Source organism: Edaphobacter sp. 4G125, from assembly GCF_014274685.1.
Classification (GTDB): domain Bacteria; phylum Acidobacteriota; class Terriglobia; order Terriglobales; family Acidobacteriaceae; genus Edaphobacter.
In genome coordinates this window covers 1274113-1293055 of the sequence record NZ_CP060393.1, presented here as the reverse complement: position 1 = coordinate 1293055, position 18943 = coordinate 1274113, and the positions used below count along the sequence as shown (strand labels likewise).

At 56.3% G+C, this 18943-nt stretch carries 10 protein-coding genes and 1 tRNA gene; 6 read left to right on the top strand and 5 right to left on the bottom strand.

What is annotated here, in order from left to right; genetic code table 11:
- Window positions 1–126: 126 nt before the first annotated feature.
- Genes H7846_RS05315 through H7846_RS05305 form a run of 3 tightly spaced genes read left to right on the top strand, consistent with a single transcriptional unit; the run spans window position 127 to window position 8134 of the window.
- The gene (locus H7846_RS05315; protein WP_255460858.1) at window positions 127–1605 is read left to right on the top strand and encodes an efflux RND transporter periplasmic adaptor subunit; all 1479 of its coding nucleotides are present in this window, start codon (window positions 127–129) and stop codon (window positions 1603–1605) included.
- On the top strand, window positions 1602–4787 hold the full coding sequence (locus H7846_RS05310; RefSeq protein WP_186695466.1) for a multidrug efflux RND transporter permease subunit: 3186 nt from the start codon (window positions 1602–1604) through the stop codon (window positions 4785–4787). The genes H7846_RS05315 and H7846_RS05310 overlap by 4 nt, the downstream gene beginning before the upstream one ends.
- Before the next feature lie 56 nt (window positions 4788–4843).
- Window positions 4844–8134 (top strand): efflux RND transporter permease subunit, encoded by a 3291-nt coding sequence (locus H7846_RS05305; protein WP_186696193.1) that lies wholly within the window; start codon window positions 4844–4846, stop codon window positions 8132–8134.
- Between the two features lie 357 nt (window positions 8135–8491).
- Here H7846_RS05305 and glgP read toward each other — a convergent pair whose 3' ends face one another.
- The 5 genes from glgP to H7846_RS05280 form a co-directional block, all read right to left on the bottom strand.
- Complete coding sequence (glgP, locus tag H7846_RS05300; RefSeq protein ID WP_186695465.1) at window positions 8492–10252, bottom strand: alpha-glucan family phosphorylase; 1761 nt, start codon at window positions 10250–10252, stop codon at window positions 8492–8494.
- 423 nt (window positions 10253–10675) lie between these two features.
- Window positions 10676–12040 (bottom strand): pyridoxal phosphate-dependent decarboxylase family protein, encoded by a 1365-nt coding sequence (locus tag H7846_RS05295; protein WP_186695464.1) that lies wholly within the window; start codon window positions 12038–12040, stop codon window positions 10676–10678.
- 97 nt (window positions 12041–12137) lie between these two features.
- A complete protein-coding gene (locus H7846_RS05290; protein WP_186695463.1) occupies window positions 12138–12446 on the bottom strand; it encodes a hypothetical protein in 309 nt (102 codons plus the stop codon).
- A gap of 36 nt (window positions 12447–12482) precedes the next feature.
- Window positions 12483–13391 (bottom strand): alpha/beta hydrolase, encoded by a 909-nt coding sequence (locus H7846_RS05285; protein ID WP_186695462.1) that lies wholly within the window; start codon window positions 13389–13391, stop codon window positions 12483–12485.
- Window positions 13392–13445: 54 nt separating this feature from the next.
- Window positions 13446–15107 (bottom strand): adenosine deaminase family protein, encoded by a 1662-nt coding sequence (locus H7846_RS05280; RefSeq protein WP_255460857.1) that lies wholly within the window; start codon window positions 15105–15107, stop codon window positions 13446–13448.
- A 217-nt stretch (window positions 15108–15324) separates the two neighbouring features.
- Between H7846_RS05280 and H7846_RS05275 the strand changes: the two genes are divergently transcribed.
- The 3 genes from H7846_RS05275 to H7846_RS05265 all read left to right on the top strand — a co-directional run bounded on the left by H7846_RS05275 (window position 15325) and on the right by H7846_RS05265 (window position 18879).
- Window positions 15325–15399: transfer RNA gene (locus tag H7846_RS05275), tRNA-Phe, on the top strand.
- Window positions 15400–16158: 759 nt separating this feature from the next.
- Window positions 16159–17949, top strand: coding sequence for a hypothetical protein (locus tag H7846_RS05270; RefSeq protein WP_186695461.1), 1791 nt, complete (start codon window positions 16159–16161; stop codon window positions 17947–17949).
- Between the two features lie 186 nt (window positions 17950–18135).
- The gene (locus H7846_RS05265) at window positions 18136–18879 is read left to right on the top strand and encodes a hypothetical protein (RefSeq protein WP_186695460.1); all 744 of its coding nucleotides are present in this window, start codon (window positions 18136–18138) and stop codon (window positions 18877–18879) included.
- Window positions 18880–18943: the final 64 nt, after the last annotated feature.

The following is an 18943-nucleotide window of genomic DNA, read 5'->3' as shown; positions in this document are numbered from 1 at the left end:
AAACGAGGCGAAACAAACAGTTCTCCTTCTACGTCATTATTAATTATTCTGGAGGCTCCGCAGGAACCTTCAGACCCCTGTTTTGAACATTTCTTTACAGTCAGTTTCGGAAATCAAGAGAGCACGGTGAGCGCGCCAATGTCATCAGCCCCCATCAGCGAACAAGAGACCAAGGCAGCTTTGCCTGCCGCAAAGTCGCATCCTTCCCTGCCCGAGCCGGAGCCATCTCAGCGTTCGGGTGCACGGAAGTGGATCATTCTGCTCGTCATTGCCCTGGCAATCGGGGCTGCCGTCTGGAAAATCCGCCAAAACACCGAGAACCAGACCGCTCAAGGCCAGAAGATGGCGGCGATGATGGATCGTCCTACACCTGTACAGACCGTCCAGGTTCAGCAAAAAACCATGCCCATCTATTTGACTGCCCTGGGAACGGTGACTGCCTATTACACGGTCACGGTTAAATCTCGGGTCGATGGACAACTCATCAAGGTGAATGTGCGAGAGGGGCAACGGGTAAGGCAGGGAGAGCTGATCGCAGAGATCGATCCCGCTCCTTATCAGGCAGCTCTTGCCCAGGCCCAGGGCCAGTTGGCACGCGATCAGGCCCAGCATGCCAATGATCAAGCGCAAGCCGATCGATACAAAGCGTTGCTTAATGCCGGCGTTGTCTCACAGGAGAACACTCAAGCGATGGTCGCCGCCGCCGGACAATCCGGTGGCGCCATTCAAGCCGATTTCGCGGCGATCCAGGCCGCGAAGGTCAACGTGAATTACACCAAGATTTTGTCCCCTATCAATGGAGTCGTCGGTCTTCGTCAGGTCGATCCGGGCAACATCGTGCATGCTTCCGATACCAATGGACTGATCGTCGTTACCCAGCTTGAACCAATCGCCGTGATCTTCACTCTTCCTGAAGACCATTTGCCCGAAGTTCTCGATCTGATTCGGCAGGGGAGAAAACTAACTGTAGAAGCGTATGACCGCTCCGGCACAAATCATCTCGCCACGGGAACCGTTCTCACCGTCGATAACCAGATCGACACGACGACTGGAACGGTAAAGGTGAAGGCCGTCTTCGATAATAAGGATGGGGCACTATTCCCGAACCAGTTCGTCAATGTGCGTCTGGTACTTCAACAACGTCCGAACGCAATTGTGATTCCGGCCGCCGCGTTGTTGACCGGATCGCAGGGTAACTATGTTTACACGGTAAAGCCGGGCAATCCTCCCGCTGATTTGCAGGAAAGCGCTGCGGCAGGACATAAAGGTGGAAGAGGCCATGCAGGCGCGGGCAACAGCGCAGGTTCAGGGCAGAGCCAGAAGCAGCCGCCGTTCTATGTTGAAGCGACGACTGTAAAGGTCGACCTGACGGAAGGGGCGCAGGTCATCCTGAATAGTGGTGTGAAGGCTGGCGACACGGTCGTCGTCGACGGCCAGGAGAAGCTGCGGAATGGCAGTCGCGTCAGCCCCAAGCAATCTTCCAATCCCAACGGACCTCGTGCTGTGAATCCGAACCGCGCCGATACAGGTGTGGGGGCCGGTTCTTCTGATCATGGTTCCGGTCAACCGGCGAATCAGGGACGTACAGGAGGCAGCCAGCCATGAGCCCATCCCGGCCATTTATTCTCCGGCCGGTGGCCACCTCGCTCCTGATGGTGGCCATTTTGCTTGCCGGCTGGGTCGGCTATCTGCAGCTGCCCGTCTCCGCTCTTCCCCAGGTGGACTATCCCACCATCCAGGTCATGACGTTCTATCCGGGCGCAAGTCCGGAGGTCATGACCTCGTCGGTCACGGCCCCGCTGGAGCGCCAATTCGGCCAAATTCCGGGCCTTACCCAGATGACTTCCATCAGTTCGGGCGGGGGCAGCGTTATCACGCTCCAGTTCGACCTGAATGAGTCGATCGACATTGCACAGCAGGACGTGCAGGCTGCCATCAATGCCGCCTCCAGCTATCTACCGCAAGATCTTCCGATTCCTCCGGTCTATAGCAAGGTCAACCCGGCTGACGCTCCAATCCTGACCCTTGCGATCTCGAGCGACTCCCTGCCGATGATCAAGGTTGAGGATCTCGCCGATACCATGATGGCCCAGAAGATCTCTCAGCTCTCTGGTGTCGGCCTGGTTTCGATCAACGGAGGCCAGAAACCGGCAGTCCGGATCCAGGCGAATCCAACGGCGATGGCCAACTATGGGCTGAGCCTTGAAGACCTGCGATCTGCAATCGGCACCGCTAACGTCGATCAGGCCAAGGGCAACCTGAACGGAATACATCAGGCCTACACCATCGGCGCCAATGACCAGTTGCTCTCCAGCGCCGATTACGCCAAGGTGATCATCGCCTACCGGAACGGCTCTCCGGTTCGGCTCTCCGACGTAGCAAATTCAATCGATGCCCCCGAAAACCTCTACCAGGCCGCCTGGGTGGGAACTGCAGCCCAACCACCCAGCAAGGATGCCAACGGCAATGAGATTCCCGGACGGGATTCCCAGCTAAAACCTGCCATCATTCTCAATATCCAGCGTCAGCCGGGAGCCAACATTATTGGCGTCGTCGACGAGGTGCAGCGTCTTCTGCCTCAGCTAAAGGCAGCTCTCCCTGCAAGCGTCAACGTTGAGATTTTGACCGACCGGACGAATACCATTCGGGCCTCCGTCAAAGATGTACAGTTCGAGCTGATGCTGACCATCGCCCTGGTCGTGATGGTCATCTTCCTCTTCTTGCGTTCTCTGGCAGCCACCATCATTCCCTCTGTCGCCGTGCCGCTCTCCATCGTTGGCACCTTCGGGGTGATGTACCTGCTGGGCTATTCGCTTAACAACCTCAGCCTGATGGCGCTGACCATTTCGACCGGTTTCGTCGTCGACGATGCGATCGTGATGATTGAAAACATCTCGCGCTATCTGGAAGAGGGGGATGATCCGCTGACTGCTGCCCTCAAGGGTTCCGAGCAGATCGGCTTCACCATTCTGTCATTGACCATCTCGCTGATCGCCGTACTGATTCCCTTGTTGTTCATGGGCGACATCGTCGGCCGTCTCTTCCGCGAGTTTGCGGTGACTCTCTCGGTCACTATCCTGGTCTCAGGCGTCGTCTCGCTGACGCTGACGCCAATGATGTGCGCTAAGCTGCTGAAGCATAAGCCCGCGAGCGAACAAAACGCGTTTTATCACAAGAGTGAACAGTTCTTTAATTACGTCATCGCGAAGTATGGGGTCGGCGTACGATGGGTGCTCCGCCACCAGACGCTCACCTTGTTAGTGACTCTCGCAACCTTTGTCCTAACCATCTACCTCTACATCATCGTACCCAAAGGCTTCTTTCCGGTTCAGGATACGGGCGTTCTGCTCGGCATCACCGAGGCCCCTCAGACGATCAGCTTCGATGCAATGAAGTCGCGGCAGCAGGCCCTGGCTGCAGAGATCCTGAAAGACCCGGACGTTGTAAGCATCTCTTCCTTCATCGGAATCGATGGCACTAACACCACGCTGAACAGCGGGCGCATCCAGATTAATCTTCGTGACCGCGAAGAGCGCTCCACTTCGGCAGTCGACATCATTCGAAGGCTCGGACCGAAGCTGGCGAGAATTGAAGGCATCCAGTGCTACCTGCAACCCTTGCAGGACCTGACAGTGGAAGATCGCGTCAGCCGCACCCAGTATCAGTACTCGCTCGAGGACGCAAATGCTGAGGAACTGGCTTCCGCTACCAACCGGATGCTTGAAAAGCTCCGTCAGCTTCCAGAGCTGACAGACGTCGCCAGCGACCAGCAGATTGACGGGCTTGAGGCTCACCTGGTGATCGACCGCGACACTGCATCGCGGCTGGGAATCACGCCTCAGAACATCGACGACACCCTGGACGATGCCTTCGGGCAGCGGCAGGTCTCAACCATGTTCACCCAACAGAACCAATATCACGTGGTGCTTGAGGTCGCGCCAAAGTTCCAGCTCACTCCTTCGTCGCTGAACGACATCTACGTCAAGAGCTCAAACGGAACACAGGTTCCTCTTTCGACCTTCACCCACCTGGAAGAGCGAAAGGCCGCGCTGGCGATTAATCATCAGGGCCAGTTCCCCGTCGTAACCATCTCCTTCAACCTGGCACCGGGCAAGTCCATCGGCGATGCTGTAGAAGCCGTCAATCGCGCAAAGGACGAGCTGAATCTGCCTCCCAGCGTCAACGCAGAGTTCCAGGGAACCGCGCGGGCCTTTGTCGCCTCGCTTTCGAATGAGCCGATATTGATCCTTGCGGCTCTGATCGTGGTGTACATCGTCCTGGGTGTACTGTATGAAAGCTACATCCACCCGATCACGATTCTGTCGACACTACCTTCCGCTGGTGTAGGCGCCATCCTGGCACTGCTCATATGCGGTGTCAACCTGAGTGTCATCGCTCTGATCGGCATCATCCTGCTGATCGGAATCGTGAAGAAGAACGCCATCATGATGATCGACTTCGCCCTTGAGGCGGAGCGCGAGCACAACATGGAGCCCGAGGAGGCGATCTACCAGGCTTGCCTGCTGCGCTTCCGTCCCATCATGATGACGACTATGGCCGCGTTGCTTGGCGGGGTCCCGTTGGCAATGGGAACCGGAACCGGAAGCGAGCTCCGCCGGCCACTCGGTATCGCCATCGTGGGTGGCCTGATCGTATCGCAAGTGTTGACGTTGTTCACGACTCCGGTGGTCTATCTTTTCTTTGACCGGATCGGGAGGAAGTACTTCCACACCGCCGAAGCAGATGCGGAGTTCCGTGAGCATGAACACGCGGTGAGTGCGGACTGATGGAAAATCTCACTCCAGATCGCGATCTGAATCACGCACGCGAAGAGGTAGCCAAGATGCCGAAGGCGGCGGGCGTACATTTTTCTGCGCCATTTATCAAGCGACCAGTAGCCACCATGTTGCTCTCCATCGCGATGATTCTGGCCGGCGTTGTGGCGTACAAGATGCTTCCGGTCGCTAGCTTACCCCAGATTGAGTATCCGGTCATCTCTATTGGTGCGGGACTTCCTGGCGCTGATCCTGAAACGGTTGCTTCGGCTATCGTCACGCCACTCGAGCGGCAGTTCGCCAGAATCGCGGGCATCAATGAGATGACCTCCAGTTCCGGGCTGGGAAACGGATCGATTGTCCTACAGTTTGATCTGAGTCGCGACGTGAATGGTGCCGCACGCGATGTACAGGCCGCTATCAATGCTGCACGCAGTCAGCTACCGGCAAACCTTCCCCAAAATCCCTCCTACCGCAAGATCAATCCCGCGGATTCGCCCATCCTGATCCTGGCACTGACCTCGGATACGCTCTCAGTGCCTCAGATCTACGACGCCTGCGACAGCATTCTGGCGCAGAAAATTGCTCAGGTGGAAGGCGTCGGCCAGACCTTCTGCGGCGGCAGTGCCAAGCCTGCTGTGCGGATTGAAGCCAATCCGACCCAGCTCTTCAACTACGGCCTGGGGCTTGAGGCTCTGCGGGCGGCTATCGGCACCATCAACGTAAATCGGCCCAAGGGATATCTACAGAATGACACCACGCGCTGGACTATCAGCGCCACCGATCAGCTCTTTGACGCCGCTGCCTATGCTCCCCTGATCATTGCTACCGACCGAGGCCCTGTCAGCTCCGCCGCTGCTTCCAGCGGTCTCCCCAGTTCCCTCCAGAGCGCGATCGCTTCAAATCAAAGTTCGACCCCAAGTTCCAGCTCAAACACTGCAACCTCCAGTGCGAGTCCCGCGGCGGCGTCCCACGGCATCGTCCGCATCCAAGATGTCGCCCAGGTCGTCGACAGCGTAGAAAACATTTACACGGGCGGCTTCTTCAATGGCAAACCAGCCATTCTAGTCATCGTTTTCAAGACTTCGACCGCAAACGTCATCGAAACGACCGACAGTGTCCTGAAGCTGCTGCCTTCACTTCAGGCCTCCATCCCACCCGCCATTCAGCTTCATGTGGCACTCGATAGAACGACGACGATTCGCGCCTCCATCAAGGACGTCACGCGAACTCTGATCATCTCCGTTCTGCTCGTGATCCTGGTTGTCTTCGTCTTTTTGCGGGAGATCCGCTCCACTCTGATTCCCAGCGTCTCGGTTCCGATGAGCCTTCTGGGAACCTGCGGTGTCATGTATCTTCTGGGCTACACGCTGGACAATCTGAGCCTGATGGCGTTAACGATCTCGACCGGTTTCGTGGTCGACGATGCGATCGTAGTCATCGAAAACATCTCGCGCCATCTGGAAGGTGGCAAGAGCCCCTTCAAGGCGGCGATGGACGGTTCCAAAGAGATCGGCTTCACGGTCCTTTCGATGAGCACCTCGCTAATCGCTGTCTTCATCCCCATCCTGTTGATGGGAGGGATTGTCGGACGGCTCTTCCGCGAGTTTGCCGTCACCCTATCGATCGCGATCATGATGTCCCTAGTCGTCTCGTTGAGCACGACTCCCATGCTGAGCGCGAAGTTTCTGGAGTCGCACGACAAGCGCAAGCATGGACGCATCTACCGTATGGGTGAGCGGGGACTGGCCTGGCTGACCGAGGAGTACGAGCACGGTCTGAAGTGGGTTCTGCAACACCAGGGTCTGGTGCTCGCTATCTGGATCGCTACGTTCGTCCTGAATGTTTATCTCTACTTCCTGGTTCCCAAGGGCTTCTTCCCCCAACAAGATACTGGTCGTATCGGAGGACAGATTCGCGGACAACAGGACATATCGTTCGATGCGATGAAGCCGAAGGTAGCGGAACTGGCAGCGATCGTTCAGCAAGATCCTGGCGTTGAGAATGTGATGTCCTTTGTGGGCGGGGGCGGTCCAGGTGGTGGTGGCAGCAACATGGGCAACATGTTCGTCTCGCTGAAACCAGACGAAGAACGCCTCGAGCGGGGCGATACCGCCGACGCGATCATCGCCCGTCTACGGTCAAAGGTTTCGGGAATGCCAGGGGCTATGCTCTATCTGCAGTCCTACCAGGAGCTTCGAATCGGCGGCCGCAGTTCGGCAACCCAATATCAGTACACCTTGACCTCAGATAACCTGAAGGACCTTGAAGAGTGGTCTCCAAAGTTAATGGCAGCCATGGAGAAGCTGCCCGAACTTAAAGATGTGGCAACCGATCAGCAGGACCAGGGGCTGCGGGCCCAGTTGGTGATCGATCGCGATACTGCATCGCGACTGGGCGTCTCACCGTTAACCATCGATGCAACGCTATCGGACGCATTTGGGCAGAGACAGGTCTCGACCACCTATCGACCGTTGAACCAGTATCACGTCGTGATGGAGGTCGCGCCGCAGTATCAGCGCAACCCCGATTCGCTAAAGGGTATCTACGTCAAAAGCACCACCGGTGCGATGGTTCCTCTCTCGGCTGTTACCCACTACGAGGCGCAGCGTATTCCACTGACGGTGAATCACCAATCGCAGTCGCCGGCTACTACACTCAGTTTTAATCTCACGCCGGGCGTTTCGCTGAGCCAAGCGACCGTGGCCATCGAACAGGCCAGGGTAAACATCGGAATGCCCTCGTCGGTGCACGGCGGCTTCGCTGGAACTGCGCAGGCCTTCCAGGCATCGCTCTCGAGCGAGCCGTGGCTGATCCTGATGGCGTTGATCGCGGTCTACATTGTGCTGGGCATGTTGTATGAGAGCTTCATCCATCCGCTGACGATTCTCTCGACGCTTCCCTCGGCAGGCGTGGGAGCGATCCTGGCGTTACTGCTCTTCAATGTCGAGTTGAGCGTGATTGCAATGATCGGCATTATCCTGTTGATCGGCATTGTGAAGAAGAATGCCATCATGATGATCGACTTCGCTCTGGTTGCCGAGCGACTTGAGGGTAAGACGCCGGTAGAGGCAATCTATCAGGCCTGCCTGCTGCGCTTCCGCCCCATCATGATGACCACCATGGCTGCGCTTCTGGGCGGACTGCCGCTGGCGCTCGGGACTGGTACAGGGAGCGAGCTGCGGCGCCCGCTGGGAATCACTATTGTCGGCGGTCTGATCGTCTCGCAGTGCCTCACCCTGTTTACGACTCCGATTGTCTATCTGTTCTTTGATCGGCTGCGGCTGCGAATCCAGAGAATGGCGGCCAGTGCGCACAAGAGTCCTGCTCGAGAGCCGCAGGCAGTCGCCGGAGACTGAGGGGTTGGGTCAAGGGGTGGGCTCTCCTATACCCCCCTCCCCAAAAAGCTCACAAAGTATTCGAAATAAATAAGATAAGGGTGGACCAGCCGACTGACGGCAGGTGGGACGCAAAGAAAGAGCCCGGTCCAATGAATCGGGCTCTTTCTTTTGCTATTTCTATTTTACCGGAGGGAACAGGGCGGATCTGCAATCGATATCCGTTTTATTTTGTGTCCGTTAGGCAGAAAAGCCCCTTGACAATAATTTGGACATCTCACTTCGGGGGTCGCGAAACGCGACACCCTTCGCTCAGGATGGCACTTTTGATGGACCATCGGGAGTCTGGAGTCGAAAGATCGAGCTAGTTGATGCAGCCTAAACCAGAGCGGCCTCATCCGCCACTGATTGCGACACGTCGGTTGGTGTGCCTGCCGGAAAGTAAGCGTTGGCGACGTACTGGCTGAACATACGCTGGGTATTGAAGAAGGTTCCGTTGATGCCAATACAGTGCTGCTGGAGTCGCGCCCAGGCATTGGGATTTGCCCACAGAGGAGCAACAGCTTTTTCAAGCTTGTTGTAGAGATTGTTCGCTTCAATCTCCTCGGTCTCGGCGTCGTCGATCGCCCACCCTGTAGTATTTTCGGCACAACCCTCGATCCACCAGCCATCGAGGACCGAGAGCGAGGGAACGCCATTGAGAGCTGCCTTCATTCCCGATGTTCCGGAGGCCTCGTAGGGGCGGCGCGGAGTATTGACCCAAACGTCGACTCCCTGAGTGAGCATCGCACCGAGTTCCCAGTCGTAGTTTTCGATGTAGAAGATCTTGAGCGAGCCGGAGTTCAGCTTCGCAGCTGCGGCATAGACATCGCGAATGAGCGCTTTAGCGGCGTTATCGGCCGGATGGGCCTTACCTGCGTAGAGAATCTGCAGGCCACCGATCTTCTCCGCGAGAACGCAGAGCCGTTCGGGATCGTGCAACAGCAGACCAGCACGCTTGTAGGTCGCTACACGACGAGCAAAACCGAGGGTAAGGACTGACGGGTTGAAGTAGTGTCCGGTGCGGCGGGCAAGCCAGGCGAAGAGGCGATGCTTGCTCTTGATATGACAGGCCGAGATGCGTGCCGGGTCGATTCCATAGACCGAGCGGAAGTAGTTATTGTCGGTACGCCACTCGGGAATCTCATCGTCCAGAAGCTCCTGGAAAGATGGGGCCATCCAGGTTGCAGCATGAACACCGTTGGTGATGGAGTGCACCTTGTACTCGGGAAACATGTACTGGGAGACTTTGCCATGCTGCATGGCCACTCCGTTGACGTAACGGGAGAGGCAGAGGGCGAGATAAGTCATGTTCAGCAAGCCGTTATGGAGACCACCTGCCGTCTCGATTGCAGCTCCCCGTTCGGGGCCGAGCACCTGGTTCATCTGGTCGAGCCCAAACTGATCGTGTCCGGCTGGAACGGGAGTGTGGGTCGTGAAGACACAGCGCTGACGGACCGCTGCACGATCGGCATCGGTGACCTCGGCCAGGGTTCTTCCGTTGAGCCGTTCTTCGAGAAGCGCAATGGTGAGCAGAGCGGCGTGACCTTCGTTCATGTGATAGACCTCGGGCCTTGCTCCGAGTGCCTGGAGAAGAGCGATTCCGCCGAGGCCAAGAATGGCCTCCTGGCAGAGGCGATAGTAGGTATCGCCACCATAGAGATGGTCGGTAAGCTTGCGATCCCAGGAGTCGTTGTCTTCGATGTCGCTATCCAGAAGAAAGACGGGGACGATATGACCGGTGGTTCCGATGACGTCGTAACGCCAGGCACGAAGCTGGAGAGGACGCCCCTGAATATTAATCGAGACAGTCGGTCCGGCAATGGGAAGAGAGGCTGGATCCCAGGGGACATCGACCTCGGTCTGCTGCCCCACATCGGAGAGCTGCTGACGGAAGTAACCGCGACGATAAACCAGCGAGATAGCCATCACCGGGGCTGAGGCGTCGGCGGCAGAGCGAAGGGTGTCGCCGGCGAGCATTCCTAAACCACCGGAGTAGGTAGGAAGCTGGGGGGAGAGAGCGATCTCCATGGAGAAGTACGCGATGGTTCGGCTAGAGAGATCGAAGTCGGTGGACGGAACAGCTTTGGAAATACTCATGCGGCGGTCATCCTCGTTAAAACCGGAGGCCTTATACCGGTTCACCTGGCACGCAGATTACCCAAAAGGGTTGAACGTAAGCGTTTCAGGTATGTTTGGCGTGAGTTTATCAAACCATGCCCCTGAGACTGTGCAAGAGTAGGCACCAATTCTGGTTCATTTCCGTGAAAACGGTAGGGTTTTCTTAGGGATAGGGAATTTTATGGGAAGCTTTCTGTTTTCGGTGAGACTCCGCCTGAGGGAGCCACTCCCTTTGATGAGGAAGCTTGTAGGGGTACCCGTTGCTAAGCAGCTCAGTAATGATGGAAAGGGCAGGATTTCTGGTGAAACCGCAGATCCTTCGACTCCTCCTCGACCAGCTCGGAGTCGCTCAGGGTGGCACAGATTTTCTGACTACCGTGGTTATCCCTTGCAGAGCAAGCTCTAAGAGCGAAGAGCCTCTTGGGTGGCCTGGACGAGACGCTGCCATATTGGATCAATCCATTCGAAATGTTCCGGCTTCATCAGGACGGAGCGAAGGCAGGTGACTGTGCCGGTCGAGTGGCCTGGAAAACTGCCGGGCGGAAAGAATCGGATTGGAAGGTTCGCCAGCGCGAGGTGAAGATCTAGTTGTGCTGCCTGATCGAAGATGCGTTGCGCGAGCGCAGAGGAAGATTCTGGTGTTGGTGTGGTGTGGGGATCGCGAGCGGCGAAGAAGACAATATCGAGCTGCGGAGGAGAGAGCGGCGTCATAAAACGGGTATCTGCGGCAACGTGGTGGTTTAGTTCGAGTGCGGCGTTGCGCCCGGATTCGAGACCGCGAGCAAAAGTTCCTCCTGGCATATAGGGAAGAAGTCGTTGCGTGGCCCATAGAGCAACGGCGGAGGCTCCGGCGCGGGAGCACTCGAGGGAGATCTCGCCGAGGTGCAGTTCTTTCGAAGAGAAGTAAGTATAAGGTGAGTCGTGTTTATAGAAGTGGCCCACGGTAGGATCGCGGAACAACACGGCTCCGCAGCCGTAGGGTTGAAGGCCATGCTTGTGAGGATCGATGACGACGGAATCTACCTGCGGGATGGCGTCGTAGGCGGCTCGTACCTGTGGAGCGAGGTTTGACGCCAGAGTAAAGTAGCCACCGTAAGCGGCGTCGACGTGAATCCGGAACCCGTATTTTTCGCGCAGTGCGAGAATTCGATCGAGCGGATCGACAGACCCTATTGCCGTGGTTCCAAGCGTGACAACTACAGTACCAATCTTGTCGGTGGCAAGCTCAGCTTCCAGCGCAACGAGATCCATGCGTCCTGTGTCATCGGAAGGAATACTTACAAAATGGAGCCCGAGCACAGCGGAGATACGCGAGTGCGTGTAATGGGCCTGATCGGAGGCTACGATCTTTTTCCCTGGTACCAGCTGACCGGCGATCCACAGAGCTTCGAGATTGGCGAAGGTGCCCCCGCTGGTGAGATGGCCAAGGTGCTGTGGCCAGGAGAACATCTTCGCGAGAGCAGCGACGGCTTCGATCTCCATCGCGGAGCTGGCGCGGCCGCCATCGAGCGCATGGTTGTTCGGATTGATCGACATGGCCAATGCGTAAGCTGCACGCGCAATCGGGTGCGGCGGTTTGAGCATCTGGCCAGCATAAAGAGGATGCTCGTAAGGATAGTTATCGTGCAGGCGAGTAGCGGCCTCGTTGAGAATCTCCGCGGCCTGAGAGTCAAGCGACTGAGAAGGAGCCAAAGGAAGTGTGGCGAAGCCTTTGTCGAGAAGACTCTGTGCACGGGAGAGGAGAGAGAAGAGATTGGAGTCAGTCATGCGAGCCTTGGCTTTTTGATAACCGCAGATCCTTCGACTCCGCTGCTATGCAGCTTCGCTCAGGATGACACTTCCTTATATCCAATTGTTGGACGGTTTAAAACTGGTTGCGGATAACCTCGGTCGTCACGAAACCCAGCTTGACGATGTAGCCCACAACGACTGCGAGAACAAAGGCAATGATCGTTCGTGGTGTGTTGCAGAGGCGCTTGCGAAAGGATTGAGCGATGACGATGGCCAGGAAGGCTCCCAGGGCGAGCAATAGGCCATCCGCAACGAAGAATCTCGTTCCCTCTGGAGTCACGGTCGTTGCCCAGTGCAAATTGAACGGATGCAGAAAACTTCCCAAGGCAAAGAGAACAAAGAACAGCAAGGCTTGTGTGAGGATCTGGAGGACTCTCTTCATACGGGTGCGCCCTTTCTAACGACGATCAGATTTATCTTAACGCCCCGGCAGAGCGTGAATGGTATGCAACCATGTCTCGACCAGAGAAGGCCAGTGCGTAATGGGAAGCTCCGAGGGGCGAAGACCATAGCCGTGACCACCTTCTGAGTAGACATGAAGCTCAGCAGGAACCTTCAACTGCTTGAGAGCCTCGGCATAGACCAGAACATTTTCTACATGAACGGGATCGTTTTCAGCTTGCAGAAGAAAGGTCGGCGGCGTGTTGGCGCTGGGATCGATGCCCTCTGCCAGCTGCGTGAGCGCAGGAGGCTCCGCGAGATAAGCCGGATAGATGGCAACAACAAAATCAGGTCGCGCGCTGATCGCTGCTTCGCTGGCTGGCTCGTCCGCGCGCTTGAAATCGGGGTGATTGCCGAGGATGACGACGAGATGGCCTCCCGCGGAGAAGCCGAGGACTCCGACACGATGGGGATCGAGATGCCACTCGGCGGCGTGAGAACGAGTCAGGCGTACAGCCTGCTGCGCGTCTTCGAGATCGGCAGTGCTCTCGGGGAAGCGCTTCTCCATCGGAACGCGATATTTCACAAGAGCGCAGTTGACGCCGATAGAGTTGAGCCAGGTGCAGACCTCGGTACCTTCGAGATCGTAGGCGAGGATACGGTAGCCTCCACCGGGAAAGACGACGACGGTGGCTCCCGTGTTGTGGTTCGAGGGAGCAGGATAAAAGGCTAGCGTTGGCTTGCCGATGTTGGTCAGGTGCTGGAGCACCTTACCTGCAACAAAGGGATCGGTGGGCTTGGTGATGTCTGCCTCCGGGCCTCCGCTATACGGTTCTGGATTGCCGTTAGGCCAAAGCGGAAGTGTAGTCTGCTGCGCGTGAAGTGCAGGTCCAACCAGCACAAGGAGAGCAAGGGTGAAAAGAAGGTGGATTCGCACAGCCAACATAGTAAAAGCAGATTCCTCCACTTCGCTATGGAATGACAAAAGATGCAAACAACTTTACTGAACAGTGGCTTCGAAGACTTTGTATCGATGTTCGAGCTGCCACTGTTCAGCGGCTTTTTCGTTCGCCTGCAAAAAAACCGCGCATTTTGGAGTGGGACTTTCGGAACCTAGTGGTTGCACAGCACAAGCAGTGTTTACAGCAGTGAACTGATCCCGCTGTGCCCAGAGGCTGGCTCCTGGCAGAAAGCTATGCTCCAGAGAAGTGCGAGCCATGCGCTTGAGATCGAGATACCCGAGGTGGAAGTCGAGCGCGGCGCGGGTGTATTCGTGAGTGATGTCGATGCGTGAGACACCCTCATCATCGGTAGAGAGAGCAACGGGAACTCCGGCTGCTCGATAGATCGGCAGTGGATGCCATTGTTTTTGAATGCCCAGGATGACGTCGTTCGAGGTGAGATTGATCTCGGTCATGATGTGATGCGAGGCCATTTCCTTTAATAGCTCGTGTGGATGATCTTCATACATGATGTCGACGCCATGGCCGATGCGCTCGGCATGGCCATGCTCGATGGCCTCGCGGATATGAAAACGGAGCCCATCGGGAGAAACCAGGCCAGGAGCGATTTCGCCAGCATGAAGAGTGATGTGGACCTTGGGATAGACACTGTGCAGGTAGTCGAGCATCAACATCTGGCGATGGTACTCGGACATGGAGAGGTAACCATCCTCGGGCATGACAAAGTTGATGCCGATCGCGATGGGATGGCCGGAGTCGAGCTCGGCCTGGAGAGTCTCAAAGCCAAGCAGAGTCTGAGCGAAGACCTGCTGCGGAGGGAAGCCACGAAGGATCTGGTAGAGGAAACGGAGCTTCACCTTGCAGGCCGGAGCTGCTGCGGGCGTTCCACAGTGTTCGATGCGGTTACGCGCATCGAGTGCGTCGGCAAACTCCTTGCGATTGGCGACGGCAATCTCTCGCAGCCCCTTGGCAAGAAGTTCGTCGCGGAGTTTTGCGAGATCCGCAGCGTCAGCGCCAGTTGCATTGCCCGTGGAGCTGCTGGCAGCCTCAGCGGGAGTTGAAGGCCACGGGATGGAATAACCTAGCTTGGCAACCGCGGAGAAGTCAGGTGTGTGCATGACCTCGAGATATTGCTCGTTCTGGGCTGCGGCGCGGCTGGCGACCTCGTCGAGCCACTCCCCCAGATGGGCTCGACCTAAGGCTTGAAAGCGAGCAAAGGTTGCAAAAAACTGGTCGTGGGCGCTGACTCCTGCACTGGGAACGAAGCTGCGCATCGAGAAGTTATCGATCAGAGCATCGTAAAGCACCTGGTCCTTCAAGGCATCTTCAGCGCGACGGTTCCCTTCTCCACAGACGGGTTGAGGAGGCATGCTGCGAGTCGTAGCGGATGGCTTAAAGAAGCTGCGAGTGTTCGGGCTATAACAGAGTCCATCGGCAGCAGCCTGGCGGATGAAGCTCTCGGCATAGACCGCTCCGCTCAGGTGCATGTGGAGATCGCCGCCTTTTGGCATTTCGGCAAGAAAGGCCGTGATCTGAAGTGGGCTTTCCACAGCCGCATTAAAAGCGCGGACGGCTCGCTGCTCGGACGCAGAGACTGTGGCCTGAGGGCTGGAGGCGACAGGTTTCTGGGCCTGGGCTCCTCCCATGAGGGCGAGGCACAAAGAAAATGCGATGCTCGGATAGAAGGCAGAACGAAGCATATGGTGTCCTTATGGAAGCGGTATGAGCAGGATACTCGACCAGAAATTGCCTGAGAATTTCGGAGAGTTGGAAGAATGGCTCCGGATTGTTATACTTGATTTGCGTTTGCGTTGCCGGCTCTCACCTGCGACAAGCTCCCTTAAAAAGGTCGATGCATCAGACGTACGCTCCGGGGCTCCTGGCGTTCCCCGAAACTGAGCGTTTGCACCTAGCCATGGCCAGATAGCTCAGTGGTAGAGCGCGGCCCTGAAAAGGCCGGCGTCGGCGGTTCGATCCCGTCTCTGGCCACCATTTAGAATCAACAACTTACAGACAAGCCACCTTTCAGGTGGCTTTTTCGTTTTTACGGTAAGACATTTGTTTTGAATAACATAGACTTCTTAGCCCTCAAAAGGCTGGCGTCCCTAATTGATCTTTGTTATGTCGTTTATTATCAATAGTTTACCCCAAAAGGAAATCCATATATTTCAAAGGGACACATATAGGACACATTTAAGTGTCTTCCCACCCGTTTTGTTACCGTATTTCCCGGGTTTTTAGCGGAAAGTATGGATTTGGATGAGACACACTCAATTTTTTTGAATGGGTCTCTCTTGTACGGAGTGGTATGTAGAGGTCTTGTTGAGAGAATCATCTCGCCAACTGATTAGGTTGCTTAACCGACTCAACAACAACCGCTTCTCGTTCCAGGAGAGCTGGCGGCTTTGGGGCCGCAGACCGATGTGATAGCAATCTCCAGTTCGTTTGGAATCAGAAAGTCGCGCACCCTGCTCGATGGAGAGGTCGTGACTGGGATCAGCGATGGAAACCCGTCGCACTGGAACTCGCGCACCAGAGCCTCAGCTTTGAGGCGTGCTCACTGCATGTCTTCTTAAGATCGCTATTGAGTTCCGCAGCCGTTAGAAGCTGCGGAGCCGTCATCGAAGTGTTGCTCGGATCGTCGCCATTCGGTTTACGATAAAAAGAAAATCGTATTTGATGTAAACTGGAGCCGTCCAGCGCTGCAAAGGCACGTCGCGCAGAGAGAGGGGCCAGAAGCAGGCCTCCCAGATGAAACCAGGCCTCTACATCACGTATTCCGACCTCTTCGACGAGAGGCCAACGACGAATGGGCTCGTGTCGCTGCTCAAGGGAATACCGCTGCGCCATGCTACGCATGTGTTGTCTTACATGAATCTTCTCGTTCGCGCAGCAATGCAGGAAAAGAGCCGCGAAAATTTTGGCAAGATTCAGGCTCAACTGTTCGCGGGCCACCTGGACGACGAATCCTTCGCTCGGGTCAAGCAACGGCTGCCCTTCGCTAGATGCGAGGACAGGCCGATCTTTTTGCCCCACAGCATCCTGAATGTTCTCCGCATCGTATTGACCGTCGGAGACCCAGCGCTGCAGCCGAGAGATGACGAGGATGAAAGGATTCGCTTTCTCATCGGCCGTGCGTGCCTCATGGTGAACGATCTCCTCGTCAGCAAGGAGGAAGCTGCGGCTCTGACGGTAGGAACCCAGGACGACCGGCGGGTTGAGTTGATTGTTCAGACGCTTGCGGGGTTCGAGCTTGCCAATGCGCCCCAGGCCGACCACCTGATGCCGCGGCTGGAGGTGATGTACCGAATGCTGCTACGGGACGCGACCGTAAAGTCCCGCATCGCTCGTCAGTATCCTGGCTTTGACTTTGAGACTGAATTCGAAAAGGGCGTGGGTATCTCGCTAGAACGCTGGCTTCTTGTAGTGTTCTCGATCTACGCATATTTCACAGGCATCGGCTCATCGGTCCAACCTGATGTCAAATATATGCAGATCGACCCCTCTATCTTCCGTGGGGAGTCAGGTATTACGCAAGACGAGCTCGAGGTCGTCTTGCAGACCATATCGAGCTCACCGGATGAACTCCGTAAGAGGATTCTTGCCGAGGGACAGACTGACCCCCGGTACGACTTGGTGTCGCTGCGGTCGACTCCACTAATTCGTCTGGAGTCATCCAAACTCGCTCCGGCCGATACCACTTTCATCCTCGAGAAGTGCCACACGGGAGTGCAGTGGACGCTCCATGATTGCTTGCCATCTCGGATGAGGCAGACGCTGTTCAATGTATGGGGCGTCCTCTTCGAGGAGTATGTCCACTGGTTGTTCAGGGACATGAAGACCAACCTCCCGGTCAGCTATCTCCCTTCGCCCAAGTTTGCCGGCACCGTGGAGGAAGCTTTTGACGGTGCTCTGATTCAAGGAGGGGTCCTCGTGGCCTGCGAGTACAAGGGCGGATTCCTGTCGAGAAAGGCGCGCTACTCCGGCGATTCCAAGGTCTTTCTGGAGGAGCTGAACCGGAAGTTCGCGGATGGCTGCGAGCAGCTCGCTGACGGCATCGCATCTGCGTTTGCGGCCGACGAACGGAAGATTAACTCCATAGATGGAATAGACTCCGACGTAGTTCGGGCCGTCGTACCCGTCCTTGTGCTCCAGGATCACATATTTCGAGTGCCCGGCCTCAACTGGTATCTCAACCTACGATTTCAGCAGCGTCTCCGTAGTCATGAGCTGCGATCGGGAGTCGTCGTTCGCTCTCTGACGGTTCTCAGCATTCACGATCTGGAAAGCATGATCCATTCCGTCGAGGCGGTGGATTTTGACTTTGTTTACGCGCTGCATCATCGCACCGTGCGGGATGTCGAAGTCCTTTCCCAGATGCATGACTATTTATCCGAGTTCAAGGACTTTGGGCGGAAGGCGTCGCCGCGGCTGGAGCAGATCCTCCAGAATCTCTTTGAGACGATCACTTCCTATCTGTTTCCAGGCGAGAAGTGGAAAGCTCCGGCGGACCCTCCGCAGGACCAAGCCTCCGCAGCGTGACCGTCTTGTGGTGAGCGAATCGTTGGCCCCGCATACCCTGGGGGTCACAATGATGTCCTCGACGATCTCGGCCTCGTTGTCTTACTGCTCCGTAGAACACGTCATGTCACCATTCAGATAAGCAGCAGTTTGGCTGCCTGACCTTATGATCTGTATTGGTATTGAGAGAGGAGTCAGGCACCATTGATGAGCGCGAAGGAAGTCGAAAAGAAACGACGCGAACTTGCAGAGGGGACAGAAGCCGCAGCTTACCTGAACCAGGAGCTTGGCGCAGACTACGAGGTGATTTCAAGTGACTGGGAGCCTGCTGACGTCCTCTTTGTCAGCAGAAGCCAGGAATTCCCTGAACGTATGGTTCAGGTAGTGACCATCCCGCACGACTACCAAATAAGAGCTGACAATCAGAACCTTGCGCGCTTCGTGCGTGATTTGACGACAGCGCTCAAGATACGACATGCGTCCAACCTCTCCGTTGGCTTCACACCGCTCGGATACGCTATGGAGCGTGGCATCCCTCGGGCACAGATTGAAAGTCTTGCCGACTATCTGGCGGCGCGCCAGCCTGAACCGCCGCAGGACACGCGCGCGCTCGACTTCATGGAACTATTTGCTATTGACCCTGAGTTGAGCGGCTACTTGTCCAATGTCGTCCTGTTCCGGGATGAAGCCAATCCAGAAGTACTCGTGCTCACCCCAGGTGTCGCGACCGAGCTTCCCGACGATGGCAGCTGGATCGAGGCTGGACTTGCATTGAAACTGAGACGATATGGCGGCCCGGAGGCGGTCAAAGACCTCACTTTGGTGATCGGTGTGGAGGCGCTGGTCGATGCACAACAAGTTGAGGCTTTTCGTGAAGCTCACAAGGAAGATGGTCTGCCGTTCAAGGAAATTCTCATTAACAGCGCCGAAGGTACCATGCGGTTGAAGTAGCCTCCACACTATCCTGTTCGGCGATCCGGAAGTTTGTCCTATCAGTTGTTGTGGTGTTGAGGAT